7 protein-coding genes are annotated in these 19,254 nt (G+C 58.3%); 3 read left to right on the top strand and 4 right to left on the bottom strand.

Annotated features, from left to right (window positions below):
- Window positions 1-2 precede the first annotated feature (2 nt).
- The 3 genes from M0746_RS02710 to M0746_RS02700 form a co-directional block, all read right to left on the bottom strand.
- The gene (locus M0746_RS02710; RefSeq protein ID WP_258448128.1) at window positions 3-3,557 is read right to left on the bottom strand and encodes a hypothetical protein; all 3,555 of its coding nucleotides are present in this window, start codon (window positions 3,555-3,557) and stop codon (window positions 3-5) included.
- 407 nt (window positions 3,558-3,964) lie between these two features.
- On the bottom strand, window positions 3,965-5,386 hold the full coding sequence (locus M0746_RS02705) for an amino acid permease (protein ID WP_208939904.1): 1,422 nt from the start codon (window positions 5,384-5,386) through the stop codon (window positions 3,965-3,967).
- Window positions 5,387-5,739: 353 nt separating this feature from the next.
- Entirely contained in the window at window positions 5,740-8,967 is a 3,228-nt protein-coding gene (locus M0746_RS02700; protein ID WP_258448127.1) for a hypothetical protein, read from the bottom strand.
- 552 nt (window positions 8,968-9,519) lie between these two features.
- On the opposite strand from M0746_RS02700, the gene M0746_RS02695 reads away from it, so the two are divergent.
- The 3 genes from M0746_RS02695 (at window position 9,520) to M0746_RS02685 (ending at window position 17,963) form a co-directional block, all read left to right on the top strand.
- The gene (locus tag M0746_RS02695) at window positions 9,520-12,657 is read left to right on the top strand and encodes a transglycosylase domain-containing protein (protein WP_258448126.1); all 3,138 of its coding nucleotides are present in this window, start codon (window positions 9,520-9,522) and stop codon (window positions 12,655-12,657) included.
- 192 nt (window positions 12,658-12,849) lie between these two features.
- Window positions 12,850-13,548 carry a dermonecrotic toxin domain-containing protein gene (locus M0746_RS02690; protein WP_258448125.1) on the top strand — a complete coding sequence of 233 codons (699 nt, stop codon included), beginning with the start codon at window positions 12,850-12,852 and terminating at the stop codon, window positions 13,546-13,548.
- Window positions 13,440-17,963 (top strand): NEL-type E3 ubiquitin ligase domain-containing protein, encoded by a 4,524-nt coding sequence (locus tag M0746_RS02685; RefSeq protein WP_342454971.1) that lies wholly within the window; start codon window positions 13,440-13,442, stop codon window positions 17,961-17,963. Before M0746_RS02690 ends, M0746_RS02685 begins: the two co-directional genes overlap by 109 nt.
- A 52-nt stretch (window positions 17,964-18,015) precedes the next feature.
- Here M0746_RS02685 and M0746_RS02680 read toward each other — a convergent pair whose 3' ends face one another.
- On the bottom strand, window positions 18,016-19,242 hold the full coding sequence (locus M0746_RS02680; RefSeq protein WP_258448123.1) for a hypothetical protein: 1,227 nt from the start codon (window positions 19,240-19,242) through the stop codon (window positions 18,016-18,018).
- Window positions 19,243-19,254: the final 12 nt, after the last annotated feature.

The raw sequence follows: 19,254 nt of genomic DNA, 5'->3' as shown, positions 1-19,254 counted from the left end.
CCTCACGCGGCGGTTGCGCCGTCCATGATCGTCACTGGCCTGATGACGGTTTTCTTCACGCTGGTGTTTGGATAAACACTCACCAACGTGTCAGGAGACGTTAACCACCCGGGTTTCGTCGAGGAATATTTTATGATCGTGGCAACGCCTTCGCTGGACTGGAAATAAAGCTTCCAGGACCGTCCCGAACGGTCGTACTTCATGAAAGCGAAACCCAGCAGCCTGGAGTCCGCCTGACCGCTTGCGTCCACGCGCAGACCATAATCGGGATACTCCATCGACGTACTGAGGCCCAGACCATGTTCATGTCTGGCCAGGTCGTTGTATTGCGCAAGTTCTTTTCCACCCTCGACATGCCTTACCCGCAAGCGACTGGCATCCATTTGGTCCACCACCAATGAGCAACCACTGAAGCCTGGCGTAAACAGGTGATCCGGCTCGCCCCATTTGGGATGTAACGGAATATCAACGTAGCCCCCTTGAGCCGCCCAATAGCCCACCACGGCATTCGACGGTTCGGGGAGCTTGTCGATTTGCGTATCATGGATTTTCAACGCATTGAATTCAGCCCTGACCGAACTGGCAGGCTGAACGCGTTCCATGACAAAAACGAAGCTTGCACCACCTTCCTTGTTGGCCAGTTGTGCAGCGATCTCGGCGCTGTAGTTGACTCGGCCCGGCTGCAGTAATTCTGTCGCCACCGGGAAACGGCTCAATTGTGAGGTCGCCAAGGCCTGGTGGATGCTGGTGCTTTGGAGCGAGTAACGCATTAGCGACGGCTTTCCCCAGTCGTACCCAAGATGCTTGATCTGACTGTCTGGAACAACCTCGATGACCGGCTCCCATAACCCGTTGGGCAGCCGCTCACGCACAAATGCTGTTTCGAGATTCAAAGGATTGTTTGCGGTAAAGACCAGTTGGTTCGCCAGACTGGCGTTTTCATCGATGATCGCGCCTGCCGGCACGTCCGCCGCCTCTGCTGGGAGGTCGCCGCCGCGCAGTGATACCGGCTGCCACTGGTCAGGCGCCACTTGCCAGAGCCGGCTGCCATTGGCCCGACCGGTTGTGTGATCGACAATGACGACATCCGTAAGCTCTGCGTTCAGGGAGAAATCATTGCTGATCCTGTAGTAAGCCTGATGGCCGGTCGCATCAATGTTGCGAATATAAAAGCGCTGGCCATCGGTGCTTCGGAAAATGCCTTTGGCATTGGCTTCAAGACCGGCAACGACCGAAGGCTTGATGGCGAACGTACGCATATCGTAGTTGCCAAACCCGCCGACGCCGGAGGGCCGAAAGTCGCCTGGAACACCATACGGCCGTTTGCTCAGAGTGCTGTAGGGATACCAGCCAGCGCCTTGCAATACGCCCACGCTTTCATAACTGTGTGCACCCACCTGGAAAGCACCCAGCGCGGCCGGTCCGTGCTGTTTGCTCACGCCAATCAGCAAGTCATACCCAAATACAGCCTCTCGAAACCTGTCCAGCTGCTGCAAGCCTTTCAAGCCGAGGTACTTGACTCCCATAACCAGAAACTTTCCTCCCGCCACGAATGCGGTTAGCGGGTTGAGTTCGCTGATGACGAAGACCCCGATGACTCTTGCCGCCCGTAGCCCACGGCTAAGCGCCGAAGCACTTTTGCCGACAACCTGCGTCAGCTTCGCCACCGTCGACGCCCCGGCAGTCACGAAGCCCAATGCATCGAAAAACAGGTCCACTGCACCGTCGAAATACTTGCCGTTGATAAAGTTGGTGATCGCTGACTTGAACGGGATCAGGTCAACGACGAAATCGATAACCTTCTGCACGACCGCATTTTCCCGCTCTTGCGTCGTCTGCCCCTTGGCTGCATTCAGAATGTCCTCGCTGTCCAGATCAAGGTGCTCGACGAACGCCTGGGCAATCAGCTCGGTTCGTTCGCTGGAATAACTGGCGGGCACCGAAATACCGTTCGCGGTGTGTGCCAGCAACTTCTCGGCCTTCGCCTCGTCAGCCAGATTGAAAGACTCGATGGTGTGTTTGATGCTCGGAACGGATGGGTTGGTGCGCTCGGTCGCTTCCGCCGGATCATAGGTACTGGTGTGGATAACCCCCTTCTTCAGGTCGATTTCATACAGCTTCGATTCGTGGCCCAGGTCAACTTTCACCCTCAGCATGCGGTCTGTGGATATCAGGTTCCGGCCCCACAGATTCAGACTCAAACGATAGGTCTTGTATTGGTAAAACGAGACGTGACCGTGTTCGAGGTTTTTTCTGTCCTCCAGCGGCAAGTCGGCGATCAGATGTTTGACAAACAGCCGCGCGCCCTGCTTGAGGTTGCTGACAGCGTTTTCAAATTGCGTCTGGAACGCCTCTGTCACGCCAAGTTCCAGCGGTGCATTGATCTGCTCGAGCAGCGGCAACAAGCGCGGATCGCGGGTTGTCCATTGATAGTAGGGAGGCCCGCCCATCATGACGATATCGAGCAGCGAATATCGGCCGTTGAGTGTCGGGTACAAATGGGTCCCGTCGAGGGCGATAACCTTGGGCTGTTCCAGAAGGCGTTCTTCAAACGGCAGGTCGCCTTTGAACGTGTTCTTCAGTCTGGCCAGCGCGATAGCCTGGCGACTTGGTAACTCGCTGTTCAACAAAATCGAGGTATTAAGGCGGTCGGCCAGTTGCAGGTTGAAGTGTGTCTTGGCGCTCTCCAGTTCATCACGGGTGTAATGTTCACTGTGGTTCTTTTGCACCACGCCGCTGACTACGCCCCAATCTGCCAGCGCGGCGGCCTGGACGTGCTGAACAACTTGCGAGTCGACCTGCACAGCGCTTTCAGCGCTGGCCATGACCTGGGCGAACGTCATATAAGCGACTTTTCCGGGTGTGTGTGCCTCGATCGTTCGCGCCGCAACGGTCAGGTTGAACCACGCCGTGGTGCCGTACTTCAAGTCAGGGGGTAATTGCTCGATGAGAAACTCGGGCGCCTTGCGAACCAGCAACAGGGCGGCGGTCAATCCGGCCAGTCGCCGGCTGCTCAAACGCTCCTTGATCAAGTAATCCGCCAGAGTATTGAATACCTGCACAGCGGGTTTGCCCCAGAGTTTCTCTCCGGCCAGATCGAAACCTGCAACTTTGCTCCGTGAAGGTTGATCAATATCGCCCTGATGCAGACTCAAATGGATGCCGGCCATTGCATACTCGCTGGCGCTGACATCCGTGGCGATGCCATTCAGGCGAGTCTGGATGGCAAGTCCCAAAGCCTGCCCACGCGTACTGTTGATCAGGCTTGCCAATGCCGCGGGCGGATCTTTCAGCGCCTCATCCGAGAGCCGCTCGTCTACGTCCAGATAGTCCAGCACTCCAGCACCCGGTATTGAAACCAGATCCAGGCTATCGAGATAAACACTGGTGGCGTCCAGGACTTCTTTTTGTTGCGCAACCGTTAATGGAATCGGCCAGGACAACGCTCCGGCAAAGTCACCAAATGGATGGGCATTGATTTTCTCAAGTTCAAGACTGGCGACTACTATTTCAACCGGATCTTTCTCGGGCGCCGACACTTCATCAACTACTTTCATGTTTGATTCTGACATTTGATTGACCTTGGAAGGGAACAAAACGGAATCCAAAGTAAGCAATAGAGCTCGCCAAACATGAAGCCGAGAAGTATTACCGATCAAACAAAAGCAGCCCCACCCAACACCCATCAAATACGCGACAACGGAAAATCATTACCCAATAAATGTAGCTAATAATATGTTGTTCACGCCCAGCTTTTCCCCGTTCACGGTAAAACCGGCAGCAGACATTGGAATCCGCGACAGGCGGGATACTTGCAAATCTGCTTCTTGAGATTACCAGCGAACAGCTTTCAATTACTGCAACAACAAAAAAGGTCGTTTCCTGCAACAATATCTACCTCACTTGAGTGGTAAACATTACGGCAGGCAACGACCTTTTTCGATGGTCTAGTGCGCTTTAATAATTACGACGCGGAACGCACGGCATCTGACGACAGATTATTCGGTTGCAACTTGAATACATGGAACAACACGGTCAGCAACAGCAGAAATGCCGGCCCCACATACAGCGCCACGCGCGTATCAGGGAAGTACGCCATCAGGCCGACCACCAGCAGCAGAAACGCCAGCGCAAAGTAAGAGCTGATCGGGTACAGCCACATCTTGTACTTGAGCCCGGCACGCTCGCTGGCGCTCAGGCCTTTGCGGAATTTCAGTTGGGCCAGCAGGATCATCACCCAGGTCCAGATCGCGCCGAAGGTGGCAATTGAGGTGACCCAGACGAAGACTTTTTCCGGTACCAGATAGTTGAGCAGCACGCCCAGCAGCAAGGCGCCAATCGAGAGCAGCAAGGCACGGCGTGGTACGCCATTGTTCGAGGTCTTGGCGAATCCGGCCGGGGCCTGGCCGTTCTGCGCCAGGCTGTAAAGCATGCGCCCGGTGCTGAAAATGCCGCCGTTGCACGACGACAGCGCGGCGGTGATCACCACGAAGTTGATGATGCCCGCGGCAGTCTTGATGCCCAGACGTTCGAAGGTCATCACGAACGGGCTGCCCTGGGTGCCGATTTCGTTCCACGGGTAGATCGACAGAATCACGAACAAGGCGCCGACGTAGAACAGCAGAATCCGCCAGAACACCGAGCCGATCGCATCAGGGATGGTCTTCTGCGGGTTCTTCGCTTCACCGGCGGTGAGGCCGATCATCTCGACACCGAGGTAGGCGAACATGACCATTTGCAGGGACATCAGCACACCGGTCACGCCGTTGGGCATGAAACCGCCGTGCGCCCACAGGTTGGAAATCCCCAGCGCCACGCCATCGTTACCAAAGCCGAACGCAATGATCCCGACGCCGCCGATGACCATCGCAATGATCGTGACGATCTTGATCAGGGCGAACCAGAATTCGAACTCGCCGAAAGCCTTGACTGCAATCAGGTTGATCGAGCCCATGCTGATCAGCGCCGCCAGCGCCCAGATCCAGCGCGGCACATCGGGGAACCAGATGCCCATGTACACCGCCACCGCGGTGATTTCCGCCACGCAGGTCACCAGCCACAGGAACCAATAGTTCCAGCCAGTGAGGAAACCGGCCAGCGGGCCGAGGTAGTCCTGTGCGTAACGGCTGAACGAACCGGCCACCGGGTTATGCACCGCCATCTCACCGAGGGCGCGCATGATCACCAGAATCGCCAGACCGCCAAGAATGTAGGAAAGCATGATCGCCGGGCCGGCCATTTCGATGGCTTTGGCCGAACCCAGGAACAGCCCGACGCCGATACAGGCGCCGAGTGCCATCAGGCGGATATGCCGTTCGCCGAGTTCACGTTTGAGCGGACCGCCCTGAGCGGTGTCGCCGTGCGGCAGAGGATTGCCAACTGGCATAGGGGTACAACCTCGTCTTGTTATTGGGTAGGACCACCGGGTTTCGAAGCGTCGGCCGATAGGCCTTGGCTGGGCAGGAAACCGCGTCGGCCTCGTGGGCAGACGCGTCTTGCAGGGCAACCTGAAAGATCAGCGGGACGTCAGTATAAAAACCTCAAAGCAGGTCTTTTCACTCTATAAAACACAAGATTCAGTGGGAGTTGTCGCAACAGGTCAATAGTGCAAGCTGATCGACTGGAGAATGTAGGAAAACTCGCCACCGAAAACGGCGGCGAGTATTGCACAGCAAGCGGAGTTTTTTCTTCTGCACCTCGTATGAGCGAGGCCTCGGTGCGCTGACGATCAAGGCTGGGTCAAACGTTCAGAGGCTCGGAAAAACCTTCGAGGCTGCCGCGAACGTCCTTGATTTCGAGAGCGTCAGGCTTGAACTCGTTGACCGCATAATCAGCGCCGCCGCGCTTGGTACCATAGGTCTGGAAGGTCTTCGCCAAGGCCCCGTCCCCTAAGGCTTTAGACAAACCCTCCTGCAAGGTTTCCCTGCTCGCAAATATCGCCATGCCAGAGTTAGGGTCGTAAAAGAACCATTCCTGCTTGCCCTCAATGAATCGTGTGCCTGCGACCATTCCATGACTTTTAGTACCCATCATGAGTATTTTTTGCTCACGGGAATCGGCAAGATCGTCAATGATGTTCTGAGCGCCCATTTTTTCAGGCTTGCCCCCTGTATGGAACGAGTACTTTGCACCCAGTCTCTGCTGACTTTTTTCCAGAGCAGAAATGAACCGTGCCGCTTGCGGGTCAGTTTGCTTATTGGCTGCCTTCAACAGATTGCTTAAAAGAATGTCTTCTCGCCGATGAAGACAGGCATACGCCATGGCGTATGCCAGGGCGGCGCACCGACCATTGGAAGCCATATCGACCCGTGCCAGGAAGTACATCTGCGAGGACGGCACCACTTTGACGCCTTTGGGCATGTCCTCCAGAAGACGGTCGGTATGAAACTTGGCATCGTCAAACAGGCTGTCCTTTATCTCCCTTGCCAAAGCGCCCATTTCTTCTGGGCGTCGACCGGGTTTGCCGGCCAGCTCGACCAACTCCTGTGTATTCATCAGGAAGCTGTAATCGGGGATGCTGTCCAGAATATCCAGCCCGTCTTCATAACCTTTTCTAAACGCTGGAAGATTGAGTCGCGTGCAGGCAACCTCGATATTGTCGGTGAAACTCGAATAGCGATCGGCATAGTTGGCATCCGCGCCAAAAAGGCTGCCCATACGGCCCTGTCTGGGCTGGAAGTCACCCGGAGCGCCATAGACCCGCTGCGTTACAAGGTTGTAGGGATACCACTGATCGTTTTTCAGAACGCCTATGCCATCGATACCGTGTTCGCCTACTTTCCAGATACCCGGCATTGCCGTCCCATGTAGCTTGCCCACCGCCTGTAACAGTTCATAGCTACCCGCAACTCCGCCGCGCAACCGGGTGATACTTCGCAGACCATGGTTCGCTACGAATTTGGCCCCGTTGCCCAGAAGTCGCACTGCGCCTGTTGCCAGGACGCTCAACCCGCTCAGCGGGTTGAGCTCACCAAGAACGAGAACACCAATGATCTTCGCAGCCTTAAGCGCTCTGCTGAGTGCCGACGCCGTCGTGGTGGCCAATTTTGCCAGTTTGGCCACAACGGTCACGCCAGCGGTAACGAAGCCCATCACATCAAGGAACAGATCAATGGCGCCGTCAATGTATTTGCCCTCGATGAAATTGCTGATTGCAGATTTGAAGGGGATCAGATTGAGCAGAAACTGCAAGCGCGAGTCGAACACTGCCAATTCTTTGTCAAGTGTGGTCTGGCCTTCAGCAGCCTTGCGAATGTCTATATTGTCAATATCAATATGTTCGACAAAAGCGTCGGCAATGATGCCCGACCGGTCGCTGGAATAACTCTGGGGAACAGGATAAATCCCGAACTCAAACCTTCTCTGCTTCAAGTTCGCAGCGATTTCCTCATTGGCGAGATAAAAAGGTCGCGTGCCATACGAAACGCTCGGGACATGCACACTTTTGCGGTCTTCATTAGTGGCAGGATCAGACTGCAGCCTGCTGATTTTGCCTTCTGTCAGATTGATACCGTATACCGAGACCTTCTTATCGATGCCCCGCTCGACTCTCAATAACAGCGTTTCGTTGGATTTGCTGGTGTCCGAGCCCCAAAATCCCTCACTTAACGTAATGGTCATGTTTTGATAGAAATCGACTTTGCCATATTCGATGTTCTCTCGGTCTTCCAGTGGCAACTCGGATATCAAACGCCGTACGCTCACCCGAACAGCATTTTTCAGATTATTCAGCGCCGTTTCAAACTCACGTTCAAAGGTCTCTCGCACACGTAAATCCATCGTATTGATGGTATGTAAATGTTGCTTTGTCAGAGGGTCGCGGGTATCCCAGGTGTAGTGCCCGTCCAACATGGCCGCGTCGAGCACTGTATATAACGTGTGAGTCGGTATTGCGGTACCCGACACGGCTGCCCAGTTCGCGTCGCCATTAAGAACTGGCTTTTCGATAGGAAAGTCTTCGCCGAGCGTCTTCACAAGTGCAACTCTGGCTATTTTCTCGCGACTGGGAAGCTCACTCTTCAACAGTATCGGCGTGTTGAGCCGGTCGGCCAGCTCGTCATTGAAATGTGTCTTCAACCGGCGAAAATCTTCCTCGGTGTAACTTTCATCGTCTTTTCTGTCCACCACACCGTGGATAACTCCCCAATCAATCAAAGCGCAGGTCTGCGCATACTGCGCAACGCGAGGAGCGGTCAACGCAGCATGTTCGGCGAACACCATAACCTGAGCGAAGGACATTTTTGCCACCTTGCCGGGCGACTGGCCTTCGATGGTCGCTGCAGCGACAGCCAGGTTGAACCACGCGAGGCCGCCATACTTGACGTTAGCGGGAATATCCTTGATGAGAAACAGCGGGGCGTTGCAGGCAAGTAACGCGTACGCGCCCAATCCGGCCATTTTCGGGCTGCAGGTCAGATCACTGATCAAATGGGTGCGTAGTTTATCGGCCACTTGCGCAACCGGCTTTCCCCAGTGTTGTCGATCGGCCAGATCGAAACCGGCAACCTGGTTGCGTTGAGGGTCTTCCACCCGCAACGGATCAAGGCTCAACTGCAGCGCAGCGAGTGCATATTCATTGACACTGACGTCCGTCGCAAAACCATCCAGCAGGGTTTGTACTGCCAGCCCCAATGCTTGCCCGCGCGAACCGGCAACCAGCTGCTCCAGCGCCCCGGCAGGATCCTGCAATGTTTCCGTCGACAGCGACAGCTCCACGTCCAGCAGTTCCAACAGTCCCAGGCCGGGCCGAGGTAAATCATCAAGACTGTCGAGATAGAGCCGAGTAGCGCGCTGCACGGCTTTCTTTTGCTCAACACTCAAGGGAATCTGCCAGGATAAAGCACCAGCAAAATCACTCAGTGCATGAGGTTTGATGTTTTCAGCTTCAAGCCTCAGGGCCTCAATGAAAGCTGCATCACTATCAGGCACCGAAACCATATTCGATGCACTGCCATTTGAATCAGACATACACTTGACTCGACAATTAAAAGGAAGCCGTATAAATACTCATGACTTTCAGAAAGAAAAGTCGACAAGCATTACCAATTAATTGTTTTTCAAACTTTACAAGTGGCTTGTCCTGCCATCACAGACTCAGAAAACCACCCGCACCCTATGTAAAAACATTACCCCGAATACCATTAAAACAATGCATCCATGGAACTTCAGCCCTCTCGAGAAACCTGAGCCGTCATTATCACCACGGCTGAACCCCGTTCTGAATGCCCGCCAAAAACTCCCGCAGTCAGTCCGAAAGAGTTACAAGTAAAACGGCGAAAAGCTTAATAGCGGCACTATTGCCGCAGAACTTTCACGACCCGGTCGATCGTCAATTCGGCACGTCGCCGAACTGTGTCACAGGACAAACCGCAGCGGCCCGGGCAAACGTGGCTGCTCATCAGGTTGCACACGCCAGTGAGCGCCTCGACGCTTGTGCTCACACAATTCCCTCGCCCCGCGCCAACCACCGTCTAAGCTTCAGACAAGTCCGATCAATCTGCGTGTATGGATCAATCGACTATGGGCGCTTTGTGGCAAACCGATTCGAGTAAAACCGTGGTTCCGACTGAACGTATGGATCAAGCGCCTGTTCCTGAAAAACCCCGTCGCAACCGGCACGGGTGGAAGGCTTTCTGGTTGCTGCTGCTGATCATCGCGATCGTGGTGGGGCTGGCCGCGTCCCGGGAAATGCGCACCTCGCGTTTCCAGGCGCGCGAACTCAGCCAATACGCCGCCTCGCTGACATATCAACTGGAACCGGGGCCGAGCGAGGCGATCCGTTATCCGGGCAACGGGCCGTTCGACCTGCGTCTGGGGTACAGCTCGCTGGATGAATTCCTGCCACGGTTGCTCAAGCGCAATTACGTGATCACCGAACAGACGCGGTTTTCGCCGGCGCTGCTGAGCTACACCGACAAAGGCTTGTTTGTACCGTATTCGGAGAAAATTCAGGCCGGGTTGTCGATCACCGACTGCCGCGCCGCGCCCTTGTACCGCTACAACTATCCGCAACAGCTCTATGCTGATTTCGCGGCCATTCCGCCGGTGGTGGTCAACAGCCTGCTGTTCATCGAAAACCGTTTTCTGCTCGACCCCAAGCAACCGCTGGCCAACCCCGCCGTGGACTGGCCGCGCTTCGGCATGGCCGCGTGGTCGCAAGTGGCGAAGTTGTTGCACCTGCCGGGGCAATCGGCCGGCGGCAGCACGCTGGCGACGCAACTGGAAAAATATCGACACTCGCCGGAAGGTCTTACCGCATCAGGCGCGGAGAAACTGCGGCAGATGTTTTCCGCCAGCGTCCGCGCCTATCAAGACGGGCCACAGACCCTGGGAGCACGGCAGAACATCGTGCGTGACTACCTCAACAGCGTGCCGCTGTCGGCGGTGCCGGGACACGGTGAAGTACACGGCATGGCCGAAGGCTTGCGGGTCTGGTATGGCAGCGATTTCGCCAAGGCCAACGAGCAACTGAACAGCCCGGCCACCGACCCGCAGACCATGGCTGCCAAAGGCCTGGCCCTGCGCGAAATGCTCTCGTTGATGATCGCCCAGCGCCGCCCCTCGTATTACCTGACCAAGGGCCGCGAGGATCTTGCCAGCCTGACCGACAGCCATCTGCGCCTGCTCAAACAGAACGGCGTGATCGACAACGCGCTCGCCGATGCCGCGCTGGCAAGCACCGTGTCGTACCGCGACTGGCAAACTCAACCGACGATCCAGCCGATCGAAACCAACAAGGGCATCAGCGCCGCCCGCAGTCGGCTGGCGAGCATGCTCAACCGCCCACTCTACGACCTCGACCGCCTCGACCTGTCCGCCACCAGCACCCTGCAGGGCGACCTGCAGACCCAGGCCACGGCGTACCTGAAAAAACTCGCCGACCCGGCCTACGCCGCCGAAATCGGCCTGCTCGGCGAGCGTCTGCTGACGCCAACCAGCACCACGCAGGTGCGCTACAGCTTCACCTTGTTCGAACTGACCGCCGACGGCTCCCGCGTACGAGTGCAGACCGACAGCACCGACCAGCCTTTCGACATCAACGAAGGCAGCAAACTGGAACTCGGCTCGACGGCGAAAATGCGCGTGCTGACCACCTACCTGCAAATCATCGCCGAGCTGCACGACAAGTACGCCGCGATGAGCGCAGCCGAGCTGAAGAAAGTCGAGGTGCCCGATCAGGACCGGCTGAGCCGCTGGGTCATCGACTACCTGATGCAGAACAAGGATCACGACTTGTCGAAGCTGCTCGCCGCCGCGCTGGATCGCAAATATTCGGCGAGCCCCGGCGAGGCGTTTTTCACCGGCGGCGGTTTGCATACATTCCACAACTTTCGCAAAGAGGACAACGGCCGCCTGCCGACCCTGCGCGATTCACTTCGCGAATCGATCAACCTGCCGTTCATTCGGCTGATGCGCGACATCGTCCGCTACACCACCTATTCCGGGCCGAACGCCGAATTGCTCAAGGACGATCGCGACCCGCGTCGCCAGGAATACCTGGCCAGTTTTGCTGATCGTGAAGGCACCTCGTTCCTGCTCAAGTTCTGGAAGAAGTACAGGAACAAGGACACCCAGGCGCGTCTCGACACTTTTCTCGACAGCATGCGCCCGACGCCGATCCGCATGGCCGCCGTGCATCGCTATCTGCTGCCCGAGGCCAGCCAGGAAGATTTCAACCGCTTCGTGCGCTCGCATCTCAAGGGCACCAAACTCAATGAAAAACTCACCGACGACCGCTTGATCCGCCTCTACGACGCCTATGGACCCGGCAGCTATGACCTGCCCGACCAGGGCTTCATCGCCAAGGTTCACCCGCTGGACCTGTGGATGATCGGCTACCTGCTGCACCACCCGGACGCGACGTTCAGCGAGATCGTCAAGGCCAGCCATTTCGAGCGCCAGGAAGTCTACAGCTGGCTGTTCAAGAGCCGGCACAAGGGCGCGCGCGACAGCCGCATCCGCACCATGCTGGAGATCGAAGCGTTCCTCGACATTCACCAGCGCTGGCAAAAAGTCGGCTATCCGTTCGATCATCTGGTGCCGTCACTGGCCACCGCTATCGGCAGTTCCGGCGACCGCCCCGCCGCCCTCGCCGAGTTGATCGGGACCATTCTCAATGACGGCGTGCGCATGCCGACGCTGCGCATCGACAGCCTGCATTTCGCGGCCGGCACGCCTTATGAAACCAAAGTGGTCAACGACCCGCACGTCGGCAAACGGGTAATGCCGGTGGAAGTTGCCAGAGCGATGCGCGAGGCGCTGTCGCAAGTGGTCGATGCCGGTACGGCAAAACGTGTTTCCGGCAGTTTCAAACTGGCCGATGGCACGCCGCTGGCCATGGGCGGCAAGACCGGTACCGGCGACAACCGCATCGCGGCCATCGGCTCGGGCGGGCGCATCATCAGTTCAAAGTCGATCAACCGCACCGCGACCTTCGTGTTCTACATCGGCGACCATCATTTCGGCACCCTCACCGCGTTCGTTCCGGGTCGCTCGGCGGAGAACTTCAAGTTCACTTCGGCCCTGCCCACGCAGGTGCTCAAGGGCATGGCGCCGATTCTGACGCCGTATCTGCAACCGGGCAGCGACTCGCAATGCCAGCCGACGCAGACCGCGGGCGTGGCGCTGAATGAGGCGTCGCGTCTTACAGCGAGGTAACAAATCATGTCGGGAGATTCGGAGTCAGGGTGAGGCTTTTTCCTGGCGTCGGGTGGTACTCCTGTATTTTTCAGATTCGAATTTTCGGCCTGTCGCCCCACCGCAGCGCCGATTGCCTCCCGATCTTTGAACTTTTGTTTTGCCCCGCCGTGGGTAGGCTGATCACTCCTCAACAATCAAGGATGATTGGCCATGTCTCTCGCTTCCCTGCCTGCCGAACAACCAGACAAAGGCCGGCACTACGAATTCATCAAATCGGCGGTCAACGACAGTTTCAAGACCGCCACGGTCAGCCGCGTCCGCGCCCTGGTCGACGCGCCGCCGAAGGCCCAGCCGTGGTACACCTCAGCGCCCGCCGCCTGGCTGAACAAACTCGCCGCAGCCAATCTCAAGGCGTGGAATTCGCAGAACCGGGTCGATCACCTGCTGGCGAAAACCGACCTGTATGCCTTCGCCGAGCCGCTGCTCAAGGCGAAGATCAAGGCCGATCACGGCATCGAGCCGGACGTCAAAAGTACGTATCTGCGCCTCTACCTTCCCGCTGAAACGCCGTGGTACGCGATCAACCTGTCCGAGGGCATCGTCACCCGTACGGTGTCGCTGCTGGATGCCGCGCTGCACAACTTCGCCAGCAGTGAGACGGCAGGCCATGGCTCGGATTACATCAGCAAGCCCGATGATCGCGGTGCCTTCGACGTCTTGCCGATCAAAAACGCCATGCCCGTCAGCGCGTTTCAAAAGCTCTGCCGCGAACTGGACATTGGCGCGCAGTACCAAAACATCTGCAAAGCTACCTGCTGCCCGGTGAACCGCTGGCCGAAAGCGTTCTGCAATACAAGGTCAGCCAAAGCCAGAAAGACGCCCTCGTCGTCGCCGCGAATCTGGCGCTGATCAAGGACGATATCGCCTACGACGCGTACAAAGTGCTGTTGAACCTGAGCGAGGAAAAACGCCCGCTGATGCTCAATGGCCGCGCGCTGGTCTGCGCCGATCTGTCGGTGCTCGGCACACCCTTGATCGGGATCCTGCTGTTGGCCCATACGCAATTGGACAGCCGCGGCGTTCGGCGTCTGATCGTCTACGTCCCGCACGACCCGGATCACCCGCTCAAGGAATACAGTTCCCTGAAAGCCTTTCGCGAGGAACTGACCCGGCAGCTTCGCGAAGACCGCTTCAGCGAGGCGACGCAACAGACCTACCGGCAATTTTTCAGTCAGTTCGTCGATCAGCAGCAACGCGGGCATTTTTTTGCCGAACTCGAGCAGCGCCTGTTCGTCACCCGCTATCACCCGCGTGTCGACCCGACCGATCAGCGCCCGGCATGGCGCAAGGACCCGGTGGACAATCCTCACCTGCAATTCGCGCGGCTGAAAGTGCCAGGCGATTACTGGCGCCACGCCTATCAGCAAAAGCTCAACAAGATTCTCAACGACGCCCGGGAAATTGCTGTCTCCACTGCCGACACCGACAGCAAGGCGCGCTGGGCGTGGTGGGACAACTTCAAGAAAATCGTTTCCGATATCTTCAACGTCGCCCTGTTGATTGCCGCCCCGTTCGTGCCGGGCCTGGGCGAGCTGATGATGGTTTACACCGCGTACCAGCTGACCAGCGACGTCATCGAAGGCATCGTCGACCTGGCCGAAGGCCTGTGGCAGGAAGCCGGTGAGCATGTGATCAGCTTGGTCACCAACGTCATCGAACTGGCGGCGTTTGGTGCAGGAGCGGAAATTGCCGGCGCCTTCAAGGTCAAGCTGTCGCCCTTGGTGGACGGCATGAAACCGGTGCGATTGCCCGACGGCAAAGCCTCACTGTGGAATCCTGATCTGGGCCCCTACGAGCAAAAAAAACTGCAACTCGACCCGGCGTCGCAACCCGACCCGCATGGCCTGCATGATCATGGTCGCGAGCGCATCCTGCCGCTGGAGGGCAAACTCTTCAGCGTGGAAAAAGCCTCGACGCGCCCCGAAGTGAAAACCTGGCGAGTCAAACACCCCGAGCGCGACAACGCGTACAAACCGCTTCTGGAGCACAATGAACACGGCGCCTGGCGGCACGAGGCGGAGAATCCGGCCGACTGGGACGACAGCGCATTGATGCCGCGCCTGGGCCACCGCGCTGAGCGCTTTACGCCCACGCAACTGGAGCAGATCCGCATCAGCAGCGGCACCGGCCACCATCATCTGCGCCGGATGCACAGCGACAGCAGCCCGCCGCCGCCGTTACTGGCCGACAGCCTGACGCGTTTTGCAGCCTACGAGGATGCGCAGCTGGCCAGTGCCAACATCCGCGCCGGCAAGCCGATCGCGGCCGAGTCGGACTGGTTCGAACCAATCGCCACCAGCCTGCCGGGCTGGCCCTACGAGCGCGCGCTAAAGGTCCAGTACGAGCACCTCGACGGCTATTCCCGCCAGTACGGTAACCCGATGGCCAGCGCCGCCGACACGCTGACCATTTCGCAGTCAGCGCTCAACGCCGGGCAGTTGCCGGAGCGTCTGCTGACGTTTCTCGACGAGGGGCAACTGCGCACGCTGTTGGGCCGTGACGTGCCCGCAGCCGAACGGGTGCAAGCGCTGCGCGACAAACTCGCCGATGCCGTCGATAAGCGTCGCAGCGATGTATCGAAACGTCTCTATCAAGCGGCCGACCGCACCCGCCAGGCTGATCAGCAAGTGCTGCGCAAGACTTTTCCCGAACTGCCATTGCCGCTGGGCAAAAAACTGCTTGAGCAGGCCAGTGCCGGCGAACGGCAGCGCACCCTGGATGAACAACGCTTGCCGCTACGCCTGAAAAACCAGGCGCGGGAACTGGATTTCGAAGCCAGAACCAGCCGTGCCTACGAAGGGTTCTACCGCAACGACTCTTTGAGCGCCGACAGCGAACGCCTCGCCCTCGGCACGCTGCGGCTGCATACCGACACCTTCGCTGATCTGCGCATCGAAGTCCGTGAAGGCACCTTCGACGGGCCACTGCGCTGCAGCAGCGGAGCGGATGACGCCAGAACCGTCAGGCGGCTGATCAGGGATGAACACGGCCGCTACGAAGTGTTCGACGCCAACAACCGTTCACTGCATGGCGCCGACGAGTTCCACGAATCGGTCTTGCGCGCTTTGCCTGACGAAACACTGGCCAGCATCGGCTACCGGCGCGGTCAGGGCGCTGCGCTGAAAGTCTGGTTGATGGAGCTGGCGGCCGCACCTGCCGAGCGCCGCACGGTTCTGGCAGAACCGCCGATTCGCCCGGTGGCCAGCGTCGAAACCGACACGCTGGTGCGTGGCTGGCCGAGGTTCATGCGCAGTTCGACACCCGAGGAAAAAGTACGCGACCTTTTCCCGTCAATGACAGAAGTCGAAGCCGCCACGTTCGTGGAAGCCCTGGCGCGCCGGGGCGAGCCGGGAGACGCCATCAAACGGCTGCAAGAGGAACGCGCAGTCCTGCAGGACGAACTGAAAAAATGGCGAGACGGTTATGCAGAACGGGACCCGGAGACAGGTCACCCTCATCCGTCACAGGACTATTTGCACAACGGGGGTGATTTCGTTGAGCAGCGATTGATCGAATGCTTTGATCGCCAGAGTGAATTCTTCGGCGAGCGCAGCGTGCACCCCGATCATGGCTATACGCTGGATCTATCCACTGACCTGCAGCGTGTTGCGCCGGAGCGCTGGTGGAACGATCTGGTCCGGCGGCCGAAAATGAAGGCTTATCTGGACCGCATTACCGCGCTCAAACTGGACCGGGCGCGCCTGTCGCCAGATCCGATTGTGCTTCTGAGCAGCTTCCCCAACTTGCGCCGACTGAGCGCTCGGCAGTGCGAGCTGGAGGCACTCCCGAAAATCATCGGGCTGATGCGCGAGTTGCGCGACCTGGATCTGGCCGACAACAGCATCAAACTCTCCGCCGAATCGAGACAACAGCTTGGCCAGCTGAAACAGCTGCGGACACTGAACCTGAACGCCAACCCGCTGGAACTGCCTCCCGATGTCGGACAAATGAATCATCTGCGAGAGCTAAGCCTGGCGAAAACCGCCATCGAGACCTGGCCGCAAGGTTTGTTCAAGGTTGGCACGCTGGATAAACCGCGGCCACGAGGTTTCATGCTCGACCTGCGCGAGGCGCCCATCAAGACGCTGCCCGAGGTCGAACCCGGCTCCGCACAGGCGCGTATTCTTGCCCGGACGCGGTTCAACCTCTCGCGACTGTCCAACGAGGATCGCGTGCGATATGGCAACTACAGGACTTCCGTAGGCCTGGGGTTCGTCCAGGAGAATTTCACGGCGGCCGCCGACGAAATCAGCCATTGGCAATCGCTCCCGCGACAATCCAGCCTGTTCAGCCCGTCAGACGCATTTACCCGATACCGCGAAGAGTCCTGGCACGATCTGATGGCGGAGCCGGATTCCGCCGGCTTTTTCAGCGTGATTCGCAAGCTCAGAGAAAGCGCCGATTACCATACCGATGAGGGCCGCACGCGCTTGACACAGCGCGTCTGGGAAATGGTCGATGCGGTAGCGCTGGACGCAAGACTGCGCGAGAAGCTGTTCCAGCAGATCGCGACACCGGATGACTGCGGCGATTTCGGTGCGCAACTGTTCAACTCGTTGGGGATGAAAGTGCTGGTTTCCAAGGCGTACGGTGAATCGACATCGCCTGCGATTCTGGAAAACAACCTGGTGCGCCTGGCCCGTGCCGCGACACGCTTGAACAAAGTGGCCGACGAAGCCGCTTTCGAATACAAGACCCAAACGAAATTGAATGAAACCGACCCGCGTAACCTCCCGCCGGACGAGGTCGAGGTGCACATGGCCTACGAAACGGGGCTGGCTGATCGCCTGCAATTGCCCTGGCAGTCTGAAGGCATGCTTTACCGGGCTCGCTCTGGCGTCACCCAGTCGAAAATCGACATGGCCTATAAAACGATCACTCAGGCTGAACAGGGCCACGGCCTGGTCAATGGCATGCTCGACCTGGGGTCCGATAACTTCTGGGCCGATTTTCTGGAGGAAAACTACCCGGACCAATACGAACTCAACCGGCGCACATTCGATCCCAAGGAGGGCCTGCTCGACGAGCTGCGCGCAGCCAAGGCCGAATGGGCCGCGCCCCATGAGCAGACCAATGCGCATGGCCTGGCGCGCCGGATCCAGACCCTCGCCGAGCAGCTGGATATCGGTGACGCGCCGGACTTGTTCGACGACGCCCCGATGAGCGACAAGCGTTACGAAGAGCTGTTGCTCGGCATCGCTGATCAGCGCAAGGAACTCTCGCGCCGACTGACCCGCGAAGCGCTGGCCCGAGCCGGAATCTGACATCAGCGTTGCCTCGTCCTGGCCGGCCCGAACGGGCTGGCCAGCGGGCGCGCTAACCGACCTCTGAATCCCAGATCACCGTTACGTTGCCTCTGTACGGCCGGCCCTTGGCGTTGTCGATCAGCCAATCAGTCCATGCCTTGTTGATTTCGAAGTGCAGCGTCCCGGGTCTGCGCTCGACATAAGACGCCGGTTGGAATACTGCACTGGTCGCACGGCCCAGCGCAAAACGCCTGACGGCTTGCCCGGCGCTGTCGGTCAGACCGTTGGGCAAACTGACGCTGACATCAACGCCCCCCGCGAAGCCGCTTTCGCGATCGACAATCGCACAGCCAGACCCCGTGCCCAGCTCATGTTCGCATTCCAGTTTCATGGTGAACTTCGATGACGCGGAGATATGGAATGTCTGGTCGCGGTACAGCCGCACCGGCCTGCGCCCGCTTTCCAGCCAGCTGCGCCAGCCGCCCTGGGGTTCCAGCACGATGTGGTTGCCGCCGGGTGGGATATCCACCTTGAGGGTGTGCTGCACATCCAGCACGAAGTCCAGTGTCAGGTTGGGGTCGTCCGCCTGCATCAGCGGCCCCATGTCGAAATCTCCGCCGGGCCCGAGGGTATAAGTGAGCGAACCGACATAGTGACCGGAGGCCATGCCCAACGGATTGGGTGTAAGCAATTCGTAGGCGAAATCCAGCGTATCGAAGGACATTTCCGGAATGTGGTACGCCGGCACCTTCGCGCACATGGCATCAAAAGGTGTTTTCCAGAAGAACCGAAACGTTTCCGGGCCGTGCTCGGCGACGCCGCTATAGGTGCAGGGCCGGCCGACGCCATCCACCCAACTGCCGGTGGTCCAGAGATTGCCATGGGCTTCGAGCGGCGTGCTGCCAGGGGCCAGACGCATGGCCGGATGGCTCAGCACGTAATTGGAGCCAAGCCCGGTGATGCGCACTGCGAGTGTTTCCGTGGCCTGCGTCTGCGTATTGGTCACGACCAACTGGCGCCAGCGCACGGGAGCCTTGGCCCCGACAGAATCGAAGATGCCGACATAGCGGCTTGAAGTAAAACGCGCCGGCACGCGAATACTGAACATGCGGAAGTTTGCACATTCAACAGGATGCGTCTGGCAATAGCCGCTGTTCGGCGTCTGGTTGACGAATGCATTCTTGTTGGGCTGCGACGGGTCCGGCTGGAACAACGCGCGGATCTCCTGCTGCAGCGCCTGCGCCTCGGGAACGCTCGCCATCAACAGCAGCCCCAGCGCCAAGGTGATTTTTTTCATTGTTCTATTCGC

The sequence above is a fragment of the Pseudomonas sp. S11P7 genome (assembly GCF_023195435.1).
GTDB classification, from domain to species: domain Bacteria; phylum Pseudomonadota; class Gammaproteobacteria; order Pseudomonadales; family Pseudomonadaceae; genus Aquipseudomonas; species Aquipseudomonas fluorescens_G.
Note: the sequence above shows the minus strand (reverse complement) of the source record. Positions and strands in the feature narration are given on the sequence as shown.

Excerpts from the sequence above, each read along its gene's own strand:
- M0746_RS02710 (WP_258448128.1), bottom strand. The coding sequence starts at position 3,557 with ATGAAAGTAGTTGATGAAGTGTCGGCGCCCGAGAAAGATCCGGTTGAA.
- M0746_RS02705 (WP_208939904.1), bottom strand. The coding sequence starts at position 5,386 with ATGCCAGTTGGCAATCCTCTGCCGCACGGCGACACCGCTCAGGGCGGT.
- M0746_RS02700 (WP_258448127.1), bottom strand. The coding sequence starts at position 8,967 with ATGTCTGATTCAAATGGCAGTGCATCGAATATGGTTTCGGTGCCTGAT.
- M0746_RS02695 (WP_258448126.1), top strand. The coding sequence starts at position 9,520 with ATGGGCGCTTTGTGGCAAACCGATTCGAGTAAAACCGTGGTTCCGACT.
- M0746_RS02690 (WP_258448125.1), top strand. The coding sequence starts at position 12,850 with ATGTCTCTCGCTTCCCTGCCTGCCGAACAACCAGACAAAGGCCGGCAC.
- M0746_RS02680 (WP_258448123.1), bottom strand. The coding sequence starts at position 19,242 with ATGAAAAAAATCACCTTGGCGCTGGGGCTGCTGTTGATGGCGAGCGTT.